17 protein-coding genes are annotated in these 16,046 nt (G+C 69.8%); 4 read left to right on the forward strand and 13 right to left on the reverse strand.

Features of this window, described 5'->3' with window-relative positions:
* Positions 1-39 precede the first annotated feature (39 nt).
* Positions 40-1,401, forward strand: coding sequence for a class II 3-deoxy-7-phosphoheptulonate synthase (locus tag BO221_RS38570; protein WP_073565850.1), 1,362 nt, complete (start codon positions 40-42; stop codon positions 1,399-1,401).
* 12 nt (positions 1,402-1,413) lie between these two features.
* Here the strand turns inward: BO221_RS38570 and BO221_RS38575 are convergent, their stop codons facing one another.
* Positions 1,414-3,483: an ATP-binding protein gene (locus tag BO221_RS38575; protein WP_233166449.1), complete on the reverse strand. Its 2,070-nt coding sequence runs from the start codon at positions 3,481-3,483 to the stop codon at positions 1,414-1,416.
* Positions 3,484-3,720: 237 nt separating this feature from the next.
* Here BO221_RS38575 and BO221_RS38580 point away from each other — a divergent pair, with 237 nt between their 5' ends.
* A complete protein-coding gene (locus BO221_RS38580) occupies positions 3,721-4,683 on the forward strand; it encodes an ornithine cyclodeaminase family protein (RefSeq protein WP_073565851.1) in 963 nt (320 codons plus the stop codon).
* Positions 4,684-4,700: 17 nt separating this feature from the next.
* Here the strand turns inward: BO221_RS38580 and BO221_RS38585 are convergent, their stop codons facing one another.
* Both BO221_RS38585 and BO221_RS38590 read right to left on the reverse strand, forming a co-directional pair.
* Positions 4,701-5,345, reverse strand: a complete 645-nt coding sequence (locus tag BO221_RS38585) for a hypothetical protein (protein ID WP_073565852.1) — start codon at positions 5,343-5,345, stop codon at positions 4,701-4,703.
* Between the two features lie 149 nt (positions 5,346-5,494).
* Positions 5,495-5,752 (reverse strand): hypothetical protein, encoded by a 258-nt coding sequence (locus tag BO221_RS38590; protein WP_073565853.1) that lies wholly within the window; start codon positions 5,750-5,752, stop codon positions 5,495-5,497.
* Between the two features lie 217 nt (positions 5,753-5,969).
* On the opposite strand from BO221_RS38590, the gene BO221_RS38595 reads away from it, so the two are divergent.
* Positions 5,970-6,245 (forward strand): YgaP-like transmembrane domain, encoded by a 276-nt coding sequence (locus BO221_RS38595; RefSeq protein ID WP_233166450.1) that lies wholly within the window; start codon positions 5,970-5,972, stop codon positions 6,243-6,245.
* Here BO221_RS38595 and BO221_RS38600 read toward each other — a convergent pair.
* From BO221_RS38600 to BO221_RS55100, 5 genes are all read right to left on the reverse strand, one after another.
* Positions 6,242-7,012 (reverse strand): hypothetical protein, encoded by a 771-nt coding sequence (locus BO221_RS38600; RefSeq protein ID WP_073565855.1) that lies wholly within the window; start codon positions 7,010-7,012, stop codon positions 6,242-6,244. The two genes, BO221_RS38595 and BO221_RS38600, sit on opposite strands and share 4 nt — an antisense overlap.
* Positions 7,013-7,090: 78 nt before the next feature.
* On the reverse strand, positions 7,091-7,999 hold the full coding sequence (locus tag BO221_RS38605; RefSeq protein ID WP_073565856.1) for an NmrA/HSCARG family protein: 909 nt from the start codon (positions 7,997-7,999) through the stop codon (positions 7,091-7,093).
* A 69-nt stretch (positions 8,000-8,068) separates the two neighbouring features.
* Entirely contained in the window at positions 8,069-8,662 is a 594-nt protein-coding gene (locus BO221_RS38610; protein WP_073565857.1) for a hypothetical protein, read from the reverse strand.
* Between the two features lie 120 nt (positions 8,663-8,782).
* Positions 8,783-9,190, reverse strand: coding sequence for a DUF2203 domain-containing protein (locus tag BO221_RS38615; protein ID WP_073565858.1), 408 nt, complete (start codon positions 9,188-9,190; stop codon positions 8,783-8,785).
* Positions 9,191-9,427: 237 nt separating this feature from the next.
* Entirely contained in the window at positions 9,428-9,931 is a 504-nt protein-coding gene (locus BO221_RS55100) for a hypothetical protein (protein ID WP_158079988.1), read from the reverse strand.
* Positions 9,932-10,302: 371 nt separating this feature from the next.
* On the opposite strand from BO221_RS55100, the gene BO221_RS38625 reads away from it, so the two are divergent.
* Complete coding sequence (locus tag BO221_RS38625; RefSeq protein ID WP_073565859.1) at positions 10,303-11,274, forward strand: hypothetical protein; 972 nt, start codon at positions 10,303-10,305, stop codon at positions 11,272-11,274.
* A gap of 33 nt (positions 11,275-11,307) precedes the next feature.
* On the opposite strand, the gene BO221_RS38630 is transcribed toward BO221_RS38625, so the two are convergent.
* From BO221_RS38630 to BO221_RS38650, 5 genes are read right to left on the reverse strand one after another with little or no spacing between them, the layout of a single operon-like run.
* A complete protein-coding gene (locus BO221_RS38630; RefSeq protein WP_083682060.1) occupies positions 11,308-11,916 on the reverse strand; it encodes a TIGR02265 family protein in 609 nt (202 codons plus the stop codon).
* A 55-nt stretch (positions 11,917-11,971) separates the two neighbouring features.
* Positions 11,972-12,667, reverse strand: coding sequence for a c-type cytochrome (locus tag BO221_RS38635; RefSeq protein WP_073565861.1), 696 nt, complete (start codon positions 12,665-12,667; stop codon positions 11,972-11,974).
* A complete protein-coding gene (locus tag BO221_RS38640; RefSeq protein ID WP_073565862.1) occupies positions 12,664-13,890 on the reverse strand; it encodes a YncE family protein in 1,227 nt (408 codons plus the stop codon). Before BO221_RS38640 ends, BO221_RS38635 begins: the two co-directional genes overlap by 4 nt.
* Positions 13,890-14,516 carry a hypothetical protein gene (locus BO221_RS38645; RefSeq protein WP_073565863.1) on the reverse strand — a complete coding sequence of 209 codons (627 nt, stop codon included), beginning with the start codon at positions 14,514-14,516 and terminating at the stop codon, positions 13,890-13,892. Before BO221_RS38645 ends, BO221_RS38640 begins: the two co-directional genes overlap by 1 nt.
* A gap of 3 nt (positions 14,517-14,519) precedes the next feature.
* Positions 14,520-15,920: a sialidase family protein gene (locus BO221_RS38650; RefSeq protein ID WP_073565864.1), complete on the reverse strand. Its 1,401-nt coding sequence runs from the start codon at positions 15,918-15,920 to the stop codon at positions 14,520-14,522.
* Positions 15,921-16,046 lie beyond the last annotated feature (126 nt).

The raw sequence follows: 16,046 nt of genomic DNA on the forward strand, positions 1-16,046 counted from the left end.
GCGGACCAGGGGCTCCCTGTGATACTCCTGCACTCGCGCATGAGCACCTGGTCCCCCACTTCCTGGAAGACGAAGCCCATCACCCAAGACGTCCGTTACGAGGCCCCCAAGGAGGTGGAGGACGTCGTCGCGGAGCTCGGCCGGCTTCCTCCGCTGGTCACCTCCTGGGAGGTGGAGCGGCTGCGCGAGCTGCTCGCGGAGGCCCAGCAGGGCCGCCGCTTCCTGTTGCAGGGCGGGGACTGCGCCGAGTCGCTCTCCGATTGCCGTCCGGACATCATCACCAACCGGCAGAAGATCATGCTGCAGATGTCGCTGGTGCTCATCCACGGGGGGCACCGGCCCGTCATCCGCGTGGGCCGCATCGCCGGCCAGTACGCCAAGCCGCGCTCCAAGCCCACCGAGACGCGCGGCGGTGTGGAGCTGCCCAGCTACTTCGGGGACCTGGTCAACCGGCCCGAGTTCACCCCCGAGGCGCGGCGGGCGGATCCCCGGCTGATGCTGGCCTGCTACCACCACGCGGCGATGACGCTCAACTTCGTGCGCTCGCTGAGTGACGGTGGTTTCGCGGACGTGCACCACCCCGAGTACTGGGACCTGAGCTTCTTCCAGCAGGCCGCCGTGCCGGGCGAGCTGCGCGAGGAGTACGAGCAGACCACCCGCAAGCTCAGCGAGGCCCTGCGCTTCATGGAGGCCCTGGGCGAGCGCAACGTGGCGGACCTCACGCGCGTGGACTTCTACACCAGCCACGAGGGCCTCAACCTCCACTACGAGTCCGCACAGACGCGCCAGGTTCCGTGGCGTCCGGGCTGGTACGACCTGACCACGCACCTGCCGTGGATTGGCGAGCGCACCCGCGCCCTGGACGGGGCGCACGTGGAGTTCTTCCGCGGTATCCGCAACCCGGTGGGCGTGAAGCTGGGCCCCAGCGTGTCTCCCGACGACGCCGTCCGTCTGGCCGAACAGCTCAACCCGGAGAACGAGCCGGGCAAGCTCGTCCTCATCACCCGCATGGGGGCCCAGAAGGTGGCGGCCGCGCTTCCCCCGGTGGTGGAGGCCATGCGGCGGGCGGGCCGGCTCGTGTTGTGGGTGTGCGACCCGATGCACGGCAACACCGTGAGCACCTCCTCCGGTATCAAGACGCGCAACTTCGATGACGTCCTGCGCGAGGTGGAGCAGAGCTTCGACGTGCACGAGCAGCTCGGCACCCACCTGGGCGGGGTGCACTTCGAGCTCACGGGCGAGGACGTCACCGAGTGCATGGGGGGCGCCGTCGGCATCACCGAGAGGGATCTGGAGCGCAACTACGCCACCCTGTGCGATCCGCGGCTCAACTACCGCCAGGCCCTGGAGATGGGCTTCCGCATCGCCCGGCGCATGAGCCGCCTGCCCCGTCCGGCCTAGCCCCGGGCCCCGCTACACGGGGGGCGACGGCGTTCCGCGGGGGAGGTGCACCGTGAAGGTGGTGCCCTCGCCCGCCAGGGAGCGCACCTCCACCTCGCCGCCGTGTGCGTGGGCCACCTGCCGGACGATGTAGAGCCCCAGTCCCACGCTGCGGGTGGCCGCCTTGCCCGTGGTGCCCCGCCGGAAGGGCTGGAAGAGGGTCGCCTGCAGCTCGGCGGGAATGGGCTCTCCCTCGTTGTGCACCGAGAGCAGCACCTCGTCCCCTTCCTCGCGCACCTCCACGCGGACCGGTGTGTCCGGCCGCCCGTGATGCAAGGCATTGCTCAGCAGATTCCCCACCACCTGCGCCAGCCGGTCCGCGTCCCACCACCCCCACCCGTCTCCCCGTGCTTCCAACTCGAACCGCCGGCCCGGGTGCGTCACCTGCAACTCCTCCAGTGTTCCCCGGGCGATGTCGTGCAGGTTCACCCGCTCGCGCAACACCGGCAGGCCTCCCCCCACGCTGCTGCGCGCGAAGTCGAGGATGTCATTGAGCATCCGCGCCATCCGCCCCGCGCTCTTGCGGATGCGCTCCACCGCGCGCACCGCCCCCTCGCTCAGGTCCTCCGTCCTCTGCAGCAGGAAGGCCGAGGCGCTGATGGCATTGAGCGGGTTGCGCAGATCATGCCCCAGCACCCCGATGAGCTGCTCGCGCAACTCCCCGGAGCGGCGCAGCTCGGCTTCCACCGCCTTCTGCGGGGTGATGTCCACCACCACGCAGCCCAGCCCCAGCACGTCGCCGTTCTCGGAGCGCACCGGGTAGTAGTTGCCCAGCCAGTAGCGCGCCGGGCCCTTGCAGTCCGGGCCATGGCTGATGAACTCGTGGTTGGACACCGGCTGCCCCGTCTCCAGGATGCGGCGGAAGAGGGGCTCGTAGAGGTCGGCCACCCAGCCGGGCACCACCTCGCGGATGAGCTTGCCCCGGTGGTACTCCACCGAGTGGCCGTGGATGCTGGCCAGGGTCTCGTTGATGCGCAGGTAGCGCAGCTCCTGGTCCAGGAAGGCGATGCCCACCGGCGAGGCCTTCAACAACGTGTCCAGCTGCGCCAGCGAGTGCTGGGCCTCGGCCCGGATGAGCCGCTCGCGCTCGGCCAGCTCCGCCTGCACGATGAAGCCGGTGGCGCGGGTGACCATGGCCCGGAAGAGCAGCTTGTCGGACTCGCTGAAGTCGAACACCGTCCGTGACGCCATGTGCGCCACGCCCACGAGCGTCTCGCCCTGCTGCAGCGGCACGCTGTAGACCGCGCGCAAGCCCAGCTCGCGGACGGGCTCGTAGCCCAGCTGGGGATGGGTGGCGGCCGAGCGCACCGTGCGCGGCTGCCCCTCGGCGATCACCTTGCCCGTGAGGCCCTGGTCCAACGGGAGGCTGAGGCCCTCCGCCAGCGCCTGTTCCGCCCCGAGCCCCTCCGCCGCCCGCAGCCGCAGCTGCTCCCCCTCGCGCAGGAGGATGGAGGCTCCGTCCACCGCCACCGCCGTCTCCATCAACACCTTGAGCAGCCGCGGCAGGAAGGTGTCCAGGTCCTCGCTCTCGAGCGCCGCCTGGGACACGCGCTCCAGCGCCTGGAGCATCCGCTCGCGCATGTGCGCGTACTGGGTGATGGCGGTGATGATGCCCTGGTCGATGGCTTCGTCGAGCAGCTCCAGCTCGGCGATGCCCGGCCAGTGGCCCGAGCGCTCCATGCGCCGGAGGATGCAGAGGCGCAGCAGCCCGTACTCCAGGGCGACCTCACCCGGCTCGAAGCCCAGCTCCAGCCGCTGCAGGCCGTGCTCCCCGGGGACGAATTCGGGAATCCGTGGCGGCTGCTCCACCGAGGCCTGCTCCGCGGCGTCCGCCAGCCGGTCGAGGAACTCGGGAATGTGGTTGCGCAGCAGGGCTCCGTCCGGGAGGGGCTCCGGGTGGCGCATCCGTACGGCACGCTCCCAGTCCTCGAGGAGGGTCTCCCGGTGCCGTCGCAGGAAGTCCGCGAGCTGGTACTGGCCCTCGGTTTCCAGCCCGGATGGCCCGGGTGGTCCGGGCGGTTGAGGTGGCTCCTGATCCCTCATGCACGCTCCCCCAAGGCGAACCCCCGCGGCCCGCCTTGAGTCTGCTCATGGTGGATGGGCACGGCCTCGTACCAGCGTTCCTGGAGGAGGAGCCTGGGAGTCGTAGGGCATTCCCCTCATCCACCGTCGCGGCGTGCCAGCCCTTCCCGTCCTGGCCGCCCCTCCTCGGAGGGTAGAGGCCGCTTCCCACCGACGAAGCCCCACCCGGGGGAGGGGAAGGGTTAGGTTGGAGGCAAGATGAGCACCCTTCTCCTCGCCCGCAGTGATGTTGTCCGCCACATGGAGGCCCTCACCCTCCTCTCGGAGATGCGCGAGGCCTTCCGCGCGGACGCGGAGCACCGCTCCACGGAGCCCCAGCGGGCCCGCGCTCCCCTGCACGACAAGGGCAGCGCACTGGTCGTCTTTCCCGGCACCCTGCCCGGCATTCCCGCCTACACCGTGAAGGTGCACGCGAAGTTCCCCGGCCGCTCGCCCGCCATTCAAGGCGTGGTGCAGCTGCATGACCTGGAGACGGGGGCGCTGCTGGCGATGCTGGACTCGGGCCACCTCACGGCGTTGCGCACCGGGGTGGTGGGCGCGCTGGCCGCGGACGTGCTCGCCCGGCAGGACGCCTCCCGGGTGGCCCTCATCGGCGCGGGGGCCCAGGCCTCCATGCAGCTCAAGAGCCTGCGGCTGGTGCGCAGCCTCAACCACGTGCGCGTCTTCGACGTGGACGCGGCCCGGGCCGTGGAGTTCTCCACCCGCATGTACCACGCGCTCAACCTGCCGGTGCGCCCGGCCATGTCGGTGGAGGAGGCGGTGGAGGACGCGGACATCGTCATCACCTCCACGCCCTCGCGTGAGCCCTTCCTCTTCCCGGGCATGTTGCGCGGCGGCTCGCACGTCACCGCGCTGGGCGCGGACGAGCCGGGCAAGGCCGAGCTCTCCGCCGGGCTGCTGCGCCAGTCCACCTTCTTCTGTGACCACCGGGCGTTGAACGTCGCCATGGGCGCCCCCGCGGGGGCGGGGCTCGGCGAGGACATCATCTACGCGGAGCTGGGCGAGGTGCTGGCCGGCGGGAAATCAGGGCGCACCGATGCCGGGCAGGTCACCCTCTTCGGCTCGGTGGGGTTGCCCTTCCAGGACCTGGTCGCGGCCTGGCACGTCTACCAGGGCGCGCGCCATGACGACTCGGTGCAGCGCGTGGACTTCGGCGCCTGAGCACCCCTTCCCGCCCCTCACGCGGGGGCGGGGACGGACAGGGAGTTCTCCCGCCGGGAGCCGCGCTTGTACCAGGGCAGCTTGCCGATTATCGGCCCCTGCGTGTGGATGTCATGGGCCACACGGTGGGTCTTCAGCAGCAGCTCGTGGAGTGGCTCCTCGTCCGTGCCCGTGCTCTGCCACACCTGGAGCTCGCGCCGCAGCCGCTCCCCGTTCGCACGCGCCTCCAGCAGCTTGGGCAGCAGCTCACTGGCGGTGTGCCCCTGCAGCAGCGTCTTCTCCACGTGCTGGGAGGAGAGCCCCACGATGGGGCCCAGCAGCGACAATATGCCCATCAGGTAGCGGACGACGCCGATGTTCTCGGTGAGCTGGGTGAGGAACGCGGCGCCGCTGATGAGTGGAAGCAGCTGTCCGGCGAAGCGCAGGTGCTGGGCGCACGCGGCCTTCCATCTCAGCGTCGCGAGCCACTCCTCGCACCGGGGCAGCAGCTCCGCGAGCAGCTCCTCCGCGGCCCGGGCCTGCTCGCGCAGGTGGACCGTTTCCTGAGGGGCTCCCTCCCGCATCGGGCGTAGGCGCGGGAAGGGGTCCACCGGGAAGGTGAGGGGGTCTCCATTCTGGAGAAGGGAGGACTCCAGATTGTGTACGTCACCCGGATTCTTCACGGCACCGACTCCCGTGCGGTGGCTTCTCCTCTCGTGCCCGGCCCTCGGGGCGTGGATGGAGAAGCCGCGGTCTTGCGTCAGGATGGAGCGGGATTCGTGTTTTGTGATGGTGACGTCTGGACGGCTCGCTCGGAGCCTCGCTCCGGACCTCAGTGCGTGGTGCGGCGGGGCGGGCGGGCGATCTCCCGCGGCCCGGACAGGAGGCTGTCGGGGCCATGGCTCAGGTACACCTCGTCCGCGACGATCTCCCGCACGTCATCGAGTGACACGGCGTAGTCCTTGCGCCAGACGAGCAGGCCCTTCTCGACGATGAAGCCCTGGTCCGTCACCTCGACGACATGCCCGAGCTTCTCGCCCCGGTGGGTCCAGACCACCATGCCCTCGTGCAGCTCCGAACGCTCCGCCATGTGCCCACTCCTCCTCACGCTGGAGGGACCGCCGGGCGGCGGCCCCGGACACTCAAGCTAGGGCCGGAGCGATGGCCCGTCACCCGGCGGGCAACCAGGCTCGCGCAGAAGGTTGGCCGGTGCACGAAGGTGGCGAGCGGCCCGGGGGCGCTGGTGTCGTCTGCCCTCTCGTGCCCATCTTCCCCGGGTCCGGAGGTGGATGATGATGGTGGGCTTCATGGCTTCGAGGACGGGGCGGTGGACGCGCATGCTGGCGGGCGCGTCCCTGGTGGTGGGCGGCCTGTCCACGGGCTCGGTCAAGGGCAAGCTGATGGCGCTGGGGGGGCTCGTTCCCCTGCTCACGGGTGCCTTCGATGTCTGTCTCTTCGGTCCGCTCTTCGGCCTGCCGCTGAAGGGGGAGGCCATCCGCCGCAAGGTGGGGCTCATCGGCGAGGACTCGCTGCTGCCCCACCCGCCGATGCCGCTCACCGAGCGCCCCACGCTCCTGCACTAGGAGCTCACGCCGAAGGGGATGGAGAGGGTGGTGACCGGCTCTCCGGTGCGTGCGTCCACCAGCTGCGCCTGGAGGGTGACGGTGCCCTCGCGCCCGCTCACGTTCTGGAAGTAGAGGAAGCCGGTGAGGGTGCCGCCCGGCTCCAGCGTGCCCTCGGGCAGGGCATTGCGCAGCATGTCGCGCGTGGGCAGCGGCTCGGGCGGTGGCCACGCGTACCAGGAGGCATACGGTCCCCAGAAGGGGTCATACCAGCCTGGCCCGTAGTAGGAGCCATACCAGCCGGGGCCGAACCCGGGGCCATACCAGCCCGGGCCCCAGGGATAGCCCCAGCCGGCCGCGCCCGGCCCCCAGGCCCAGTAGGGGGACACGCCCACGCCCACGCCGATGGACATGGCCACGTTGCCCCCCTCGTAGCCCGAGCCCCCCACGGCCGCGTTGCCTTCCTCGCTCATCTCGAAGGGGGAGAGGGCGGCGTAGGAGAACCGGGAGCCGCCCTGGAGTGTGAAGGAGCCAGGATCGATGCGCAGGGGCCGGCCGCTCTGGTTGTCGAGGTGGACCTTGACGGGGGTGACGATGCGCCCGAGGTCCGAGGGATTGCCCCTCCACGCGTCCCCAGCGGCCAGCAGGCGCACGCCATCGGCTTCGGCGACGGCAACGCCGGCCTGGGCGAGGGGAGTGCTCGGCAGGGGTTGCAGGGTGGTGGTGGTAACGCAGCCCGCGGCGAGCAACAGCGCCGCGAGCGCGAGCCAGGGAGCGCGCGTACGCATGGGGGTTCTCCTCCCTGAACATTAAGGAGTGGACCCGGGGACATGCCGGGACGCCGCGGTGGCCGCCTGGGGTGGAAGCTAGGGCCCGGCGGCGTTGGTGCCGCGCCAGGCGGTGCCCAGCAGCGCGTCCCAGTCCTGCACGCGTGCCCAGTCCTCGAAGGTATGCCAGCCCACCTCGGGGAAGTCCCGGCGCAGCATGGAGATGTTGGCGTGGTAGCCCACATTCCGCAGCCACTCGAACATGCGTCCCAGATCCTCGTTGGCCGAGCGCACGGCCTCCAGCGGCGTCTCCTCGTAGTGCAGCTTGTGGCCGCTGACGTAGGAGAGGAGGGCCGCGGCCTGCTCACCCGTCACCTCGTCGGAGGCGACCTCGATGCGCTTGCCGAGGAGCTCCTCGGGCCACTCCATCAGCCGGGCGCAGAAGGCGGCGAGATCCGCCATGCTCACCATCTGCAGCCCCTGGTGGGGAGGCAGTGGCAGCGGCAGCACCCCCTCGCGCATCCGCTGCACATAGGTGTCGCCGAGGAAGTTCTCCATGAAGAAGACGGGCGCCACGATGGTATAGGGCAGGCTGCTGCGGCGCAGGTGCTCCTCCACCACGTGCTTGGTGTCGAAGTGGGGGATGCCGGTGTTCTGGTCCGCGCCCGCCACCGACGAGTAGACGAAGTGGCGCACGCGGGCCAGCTTCGCGGCGTCGATGAGGTGGCGGCCGTGGCGCACCTCGCCCTCGAGCCCTCCGCCCCCGAAGGGCGTGGCCATGGCGAACACGGCGTCCGCGCCCACCATGGCGCGCTCGAGGCTCTCGGGTTCATCGAAGTCCCCGGTGACGAGCTCCGCGCCCCGTTGCGCCAGCTCCTCGGCCGCGGGCGAGTCCGGGGAGCGGACGAACGCGAGCACGCGATGCCCCCGTTTGAGGAGCAGGCGGGCCAACGCACCGCCCTGCTTTCCGGTGGCACCGGTCACCAACACGCTCAGGGGTCGGAACATGCGATTCCTCCGGACAGAACCTTCTCCCCAAGGTGGGGATGAACGGCGCGTGGGTCGAGGGGCCCGTGGCTAGCGCTTCTTGCTCGGTCCCTTCTTCTTCTTCTTCGTGCCGCCTTCCTGTTCCTTGTCCTGTACCTTTTCCTGCTCCTTCTTCACGGTGCGGCCCGTCCGGGCGGACACCTCCTGGGCGACCCGGCGCACGCCGGAGAGCGCCCCACCGGCCAGCTTCCGTGCCCCGCTGAGCGGTCTTCCCTTGGCCGCTTCCTTCGCCGCCTCCAGCACGCTCGACACCGCCTGCTGGGCCAGGTCCTTCAGGCCCGCCTGTCCGGCCTCGTCCGTCTCGAGCGCCTGGGACTGCTCGGCCCGGGGCTGCTTCGTGTCCTGGCGTGGGGGCTCGGCGGTCCGCGACTCCATCGCCTCGCGCGGCGCGGTCTTGGACTCCGTGGGGGTCTCGGAGACGCGCATCTGCTCGGCGCGCTCCCGCTCCTCGCGGTGCTTGCGGTACAGCTCCGCCGTCTGCGCGTGCTGGCGTCCGTAGTGCAGTCCCTCGTCCGTGTGGGGCCTGGCCTGCTCCACGGGAGGCGTCTGCTCGGCACCACCTGGATTCGTCGTGCTGGGCTCCGGCTTGTCCGCCTTGAAATGATCGAAGCTATAGGTGCGCATCCCTGTCTCCTTGCCCGTGGTTTGAATTCCCGCGCTGGACCGGAAGGTAGGGAGTACCTCTCGGGACAGGAACCGGGGTTGGGGGCAGGCAGGAGGGCGAGGGCCGCTCCGTCAGGAGTTTCAGCTCAGGTAGGACGCGGCGAACTCGCCGGCATGGACGATGGGCTGCCGCCCGGCGAAGCCCCCTTCCAGCTCGTGCCAGTGCGTGACCGCCGTCTCGCCAAAGCGCCAGCAGAGGTACACCGGCCGTCCGCCCTTGAGCGCGCGGAAGTCCACCAGCCCGTCCGCGGCCTTGAGCTCCACGCCCAGGTCCTGGAACTGCTCCAGCTCGCCCTGGATGCGGTCGATGAGCGCATCCCGCTCTCCGCGCAGCGGCGCGGTGCGCTCCGGGCCGGCTCCAGCCTCCTGGAGCGCCTCCAGCTCTCGCACGAGTGCGTGCACGCGCTCCACGAACGGCCGCACCAGGGTGAAGGTGCGGGTGAGCACTGGGATGAGGCGGTTGGCTTCTTCCACTCCGAAGTAACGCATGGCGGTCCCGAGTCTAAGCCAGCCGAAGTAAGTCCGTTCAGGGGTCTGCCCTCAGCTCGAAAGCAGGAGGGAGCCCTCCGGGCACGGTCTCGCCAGACTTGTCCAACTGTTGGACAAGTTCGTGAAGAGCGCGCCCGGAAGGCGGATTCACTCACCCCTGAAAGGACTTTGTTCCGATGGCTTGGCGTCCGGGGCCGGTGAAGAGGGGAGCGAGCCGCGCGCCTCGGCGCTTCCCCGTCAGCGCTTCTTCGCCGGCACGCGCCGGGTGGCCGTCTTCACGGCGCGCGCCACGGTCTTCTTCGCCGCCGCCGCGGCACGTGACAGCACCTTGCGCCCGACGTTGCGCAGCGACACGGGCTCGGCCGCGCTCTTCCGGGTGGGGCTCTTCTCCACCATGGGCTTCCGGGCCGTGGTGGCCTTGGGCGCCGCCGTCTGTTTGCGGGCGGGTGCCTTCTTGGCCGCCGCGGTCTTCGCCCGGGCCGTGGTCTTCTTCGCCGCGGGCCTGGCCGTGCCCTTCGCCTTCACCGTGGGGGCGCGCTTCCTCGCCTGGGCGCGTGAGCGATAACGCTTCACGGTTTCGGCGTGGGCCTGTCCATAGGTCGCGGGAGCCTTGGGCAGCGTGGCGTGCTCCTGGCTCGACGCGAGCTCGTGCTCCGCGTTGCCGAGCCGCGCGCCCGAGCCCTGGTAGGTCTGCGCGGGCTGCTGCGACTTGAAGGGTTCGAAACTGTAGGTTCTGCCCATAGATGTCTCCTGCTGGCGTACTTCTGCTGACCCAAAGGTAGGGAGCATTCGCAGGCAGAGGAATGTCTTACGGGACAGGGGGAGCGGGCGGGCGGCGGGTCCGGATGGACCTGCGGAAAGCCCGTGCACAGGGCGTGGTGGGGGCGGGTGCATGATGACCTGGAGGGTCGGATGGACCTCCCCGTAAATCCGGATAGGGCCGGATAGAATAAAAAGTCCTACTGGAATTCTACCCCCCCTCGTCTCGTGAAGACTTGCATCAGGGGGTGGGAGGTCTGGTGGGAAAGGGCAACCCTTCACGTGGGCCCATGGCTTGCACGACTCCGTGTCGAAGCAGACTCGTCAGCAGTCCGGGGGAGAGCGAGACCACCATGAGCGCCTTTCACCTGCCGCAACTGTTCTGCCCGATCACTCCGGAGTTGCACCCCCTCATGAATGAAATCGAGGGCGAGGCGCTGGAGCGCTGGTCCAAGTACCTGGGTGTGCACGCGAGACACTCGGTGTTCCGCAAGCTGCAGCGCAGCCACTTCCCCTTCCTGCTGGGCCGCTGCCACCCGGACGTGCCGCAGGAGAACCTGCGCGCGGCGCTGGACTTCCTCATCTGGAATTTCTCGTGGGATGACCAGGTGGACGTGGGCGAGGTGCCCGCAGAGTGGGTGCGCCAGCAGAGCGAGATGGCGCGGGCGGTGCTCGAGGGCGCCATTCCCTACCACGACGCGCCGCCGCTGCTGTGGCTGCTGGCGAGCATCCGCGAGCGCATCGCCGAGCGGATGCCGGAGCAGTGGATGAAGCGCTTCATCCACGCCTGCCAGTGCTACTTCGAGGGCACCATCTGGGAGGCGGAGGTGCGCGGCAACCGGCTCTGCCTGGACGTGGACACGTACATCCAGCTGCGCCGCCTGTCGGTGGGCACGTACATGGGCTTCACCCAGGTGGAGGCCATCGAGGGCTTCCTGCTGCCCGAGGAGGTGCTGTCGCACCCGGCCCTGCAGCAACTGGTGGAGACGGCCACGGACGTGATTGCGTGGGCCAACGACCTGTTCTCGCTGGCGCAGGATCTCCAGGACGAGTTCCACCCCAACCTGGTGTTCTCCATCCAGAAGGAGCGGGGGCTGGGGCTGCAGGAGGCCATCGACGTGGCGGTGGACATGCACGACACGGCGATGCGGCGCTTCCTGGAGCAGGAGAAGAGCCTGCCCTCGTTCGGCGAGCATGACGCGCACGTGGCGCGCTACGTCACGGGCATCCGCCGCTGGGTGCGCGCCAACGTCGACTGGTCCATCCAGACGGGCCGCTACCAGGAGGGCACGGGTGAGGCCCCCCAGCAGGTGCGCGTGGCCTGAGAAGCCCCGGGCGCGAGGCCGGGGCCCTCGCGCCTACTCCCAGGAGAACTCCACCGAGAAGTCGGTGAGGGTGCTCTGCCGCACGTTGACGCGCGTGCCCTTGAGCTGGGCGGCGTTGAGGATCTGCATCAACGAGCCGGCGAAGTAGGCCCCGGGGACGGCATTGACGTAGTCGATCTTCCCGCTCTTGGGGCCGCTCCACGTCAGCGAGCAGGAGCCGTGGTCCCACGCCGTCTTGTAGGCCGAGGGCATGCTCTCGACGAGCCGCTTGGGCTCCTTGCCCACCAGCGACAGCAGCATCTTGCCGGTGGTGGACTCGAGGAAGCGCGGCGCGACGCGCATGCCCAGGTGCTGCATCGCCCCGTCGAAGCCGCCGTGCTTGTCGGCCAGCTCGCGCGAGGCGGCGTACGTCAGCTTGAGGAAGGTGCTGACGGGATAGGAGAAGAAGGCGGTGAAGTTGCCGCTTCCCGCCGCATCCACACAGCGCTTGAGCGCATCCGCGCTCCCCTCGCTCCGCACCAACTCCAGCGCCGAGCCGAAGAGGAATCCACGCGTGGTGTCCTTGGGCCCCAACACGGCCAGACGCTGCTCCAACTGCTGTTGCGTTACTGCGGATCCCTGCGACGACTGCGCCATGCTCATGCGTATGACCCCCGGGAGGTGACGTCTACTCTACGACGGTTCCCGGGGGTTTGTTCTAGAGGTCCAAGAATTCGAGCAGTGCCCCGAGTTCCTGGTCGGACAATGATTCCTGGCTGTAGGGCGGCATATTTCCACCCACGCCGAAGAAGCGGCCGTGCCGCACTTTCTCGATGAAGACGATCCTGTGGGGCACCCCGGGGAAGAGCGTGTCGTAGTCCTTGGCGACCTCGGGGAGGATGGAGGCGAGCTCCGAGATGCGGCCCTTCCCGGTGTGGGGTTCGCCATGGCAGTCCTGGCACGCGGCCTTGTACACGCGCTCGCCCTCGCTGGCGCTGCCCCGGGGCACGTCGACGATGTCCTTGACGAGCGTGAAGGGCTGCGCCGGTGCCTGGGCGTCCGGGCTGATGCTCACGAGGTACTCGTAGAGGGCGCGGCTCTCCGGGTCCTCGGGCGCGAGCGGGGTGACACCGCGCATGAAGGCCGTGTAGCAGAAGTTCACCGCGTCCAGCAGACGTGTCTCGTAGCCGCCGAACCAGTGGGGACGGGACGCCACGTTGTACAGCGAGAGGCCCGCGTACACCTTGTCCGCGGGCGGCGTGGCCGTGGTGGCGTGGCACGTGGCGCACGAGAAGCTGTTGTACTGGCTCTCCGACAGCGCCGCGTCACGGAACAGCTCCTCGCCGTACTCCGCCGCGGGCCGGGGGCCACAGCCGGCCGCGAGCAGTACCACTCCCAATCCCAGCCACCTCATGGCTTCCTCCGCAGGATGCCCACCGAGTCCGGATAGATGCCCACCTGCACTGTCTTCACCACCGTGCCCACCTCGCCGGCCTGGAGATCCAACACGTGCAGTGTGCCCGGGCCCCGGTGGTCGCCCTCACACACCGCCAGGGCGTGCCGGCCATCCGGTGTGAGCTCCACCTGGTGCACGTTGAGGCAGCCCGCGTCCGACAGGTGGATCTCCCCCTGGATGGCGGACGTGGCCGTGTCGATGACGGCCACGGCGTCCACCGCCTGGTAGGGCAGGTAGAGCGTCTTGCCGTCCGGGGTGACGACGCCGAACATGGGCGCGCCGCGCAGGCCATAGATGGAACGCTCGGGCCGCACCGTGAGCGACTCGGGGTCCAGGTAGTGCACGATGCGGCTCTTGAGCGAGCTCACCCACAGCGTGCCATCCGTGGGCGAGATTGTGAGCGCATACGGCTCGTGCCTCGGCGCCAGGGCGGTGCCCGCGTTGGGCATCTTCACCTTGGAGACGGTGGGCGTCGCCGTGTCGAGCTGCACCACGGCCACCTCGTCCGAGATGCAGGCGGCATAGGCCCGCTTCTCGTCGGGGGACAGACGCACCGCGTGCGGCGCCGGGCACAGGTTCACCATCGCCTTGCGCGTCATCGTGTCCGCGTCGATGACGGCCAGGCGCGCGTTCATCTTGCTCTCGTCGGTGACGCCGCTGTTCGCCGCCTCCTGGATTTTCAGGATGTCGAAGTGCGTCTGGTAGAGCGTGCGGCCATCCTTGCTGAGGATGAGGTCTCCGGGGTTGCGGTCCACGCGCGCCGAGCCCACCAGCCGGTTGTCCTTCGCATCCAGCTTGAGGGCGTAGCCGTCCGCGGTGCCACTGCCGTGGTTGCCGTGCGGGCCCGAGCCGGCGCCGGGCACGAAGTAGGAGAGGCCCACGTAGTAGTAGTCCCCGCGCGGGGAGAAGGCGGCGTGGTGCGGCCCCTCCAGCTCCACGGGGTTGAGCCCCACGGGGATGCGGGCCAGCTCGCCCCAGCCCGGCGAGAGCATGCTGTCCAGGTCCAGCAGGCTCACGGTGTCATCGAGGCTGTTGGTGACGATGATGCGCCCGCCACCGAGCGCGGGCAGCTCCGGCCCGGTGGGCCAGGCGGTGTCATGGGCGAAGTCGAGCTCCGCCGGTTCCGTACCGGTGCAGGCCCCGAGCGCGAGCGGGGCGAGCAGCGCGAGCAGGCGCCGCATCACTGCGCGCTCCGGCGGAAGGTGCGCGGCTCGGCGAGGCGGAAGGGGCCCTCGGTGACGCGGTTCTGCACGAGGTAGGCGCTCATCACCTGCACGGTGAGGTCCTTGCCCGTGTGCTTGCCCAGCTCGGCCCAGGAGGTGTCGTCCAGCTGCCAGGACAGCTCCGAGGTCAGTACCTGGACCACGGGGCACTCACCGCCGGCGGAGATCTCCACCCAGTAGAGGTCTCCCGTGTACGGAGGCAGGTGCGCGTGGGCGGTGGGGAGGATGAGCTCTCCCAGCCAGGCGCCGAAGGAGCGCGAGGGACGGGGCGCCGCCTTCAGCGCGAGCATGCCCTCGGCCGGGCGCTGCAACGAGGCGCGCAGGGGCGAGGTCCACTCCCAGGTGGGCGGGGTGGCGCTGGCCGGGTACACCTCGCCCACGGAGGGGGAGAGGAGATTGACGGCGCGGGAGGCGTCGATGGGCCGCGGCTTCACGTCCACCAGGGCGCGCCAGGCCTCATCGGTGGACCTGCCGGCGTAGAGGGGCTCTCCGCAATCCACGGGGGTGGGGGTGTTGGGCTCGCAGGCGGAAGTGGCCAGGGCCAGGGCGGCCACGCAGACGGTGCTCAGGTGTTTGACGTTCATGGCTCAGTTCTCCGGGTTGCGCCGCCGCGAGCGGCGGAGGGTCGACAGCACGAGCAGACAGGCCGCGGGCACGAGGCCGCTGGCGGACGAGCATCCCTTCTTGGGCGGAGGCTGGGGCTCCTCCGGTCTGGGATCGGTGGTGCCGGCATCCGGTATGTTCGTGCCCGCGTCGCCGGCGCCGGGTGAACCCCCATCCGGCGGAGTCCCGGCATCCGGCGTCTCCTCGGGTGGCAGGTACGGGTCGGCCTCGATGGTGGGGGCGAACTGGGGCCAGTAGGGCCGGCAGATGTCATGTGTCGGGGTGCCCGCGGGGCACGCCGGGGGTTTGGTGTCGGGCAGGTTGAAGAGGGCCGTGTATGTCTGGCCCTCGTCGGCGGTGGTGGCCAGGGCCCAGTCGTGCAGGCGCGAGGCGCCGCAAACGTAGAGGACGTCCCCTTCGCGCTGCGCACAGGCATTGCCGTCGGGCAGGGGCAGCTGGGTGGCGTAGGTCTCTCCGGCGCGGACGCGGAAGAGACGCGTATGCGTGGCGGCCCAGAGGGTGTTGCCGTCGGCGGAGACCTCGATGCCGATGAGGTACTCGCCGAGCCCGTCCTGCGCCTCTCCCTCCGGGTGGACCACGGAGGTGAAGGTGCGGCCACCGTCCTTGCTCTCCAGCACGTACGTCCAGTTCTGCCAGGAGACGCGCGCCCAGAGCCGGTCCGGGTTGGTGTCGGACACCTTCAGGACGAACAGATCGTACGGGGGGGGGTTGGGGGGCCGGGGCTCCGGGAACTGCGGGAAGGGTTGGGAGAGCTCTTCCCAGTGCTCTCCCTCGTCATCGCTGCGGAAGATGCGCAGGTTGGTGGCGGTGCCGCCGGAGACGTAGATGCGCCGCGAGTCCGAGGGCGCCACCTTCACGGCGGTGAAGACGAGGGTGTCGCTCTGCATGACGGGGGTGAACGTCTGGCCGCCATCGTCGCTGCGATAGATGCCGTTGTGCGAGGCGCTGCGGTTCGTCGTCACCCACAGGCGCGAGGGATTGGACGCGGGGGATGCGAGCCCGCTGGGCCATAGCCCCTGGGACTTGAAGTAGTTGTGCACCGTCCAGGTGCAGCCGCCGTCGTTCGAGCGGATGAGCGAGGCACCGGTGGCCGCGAGCAGGGTACCGTCGGGCTGCCAGAGGAAGGTTTCCGGGCGCCAGCCGCCGTAGTTCATGGCCTCGGGGCAGATCCAACTCCAGGTCTTTCCCGTGTCGCGAGAGATGAGAGCGCCGAAGGTGGCGCCGAGGAACATGTCCTCGGGGTGGCCGCGGCGGATGGTGACACTGGTGGTGTCCGGGAAGCCCAGGTGCGCCAGGGCGGGAGGGGTGTACAGCGCGAGCGGTGCCAGCAGCAGCGCGCGGCGGAGCGAGGAGAGGAGATTCAAGGGAGGCCCTCCAGAGGCGGAACCCGCACGATAAATGGCTGGGGTGGAAGGGTATACCGGTGCCCGGTGAGAGGGGACCGATATGTGTCTGGTGGCCCGCTCGTTCACCGGGCGTGCGCGCGGGTG

It is taken from the genome of Archangium sp. Cb G35 (assembly GCF_001896145.1).
In the GTDB taxonomy this organism is placed as follows: Bacteria; Myxococcota; Myxococcia; order Myxococcales; family Myxococcaceae; genus Archangium; species Archangium violaceum.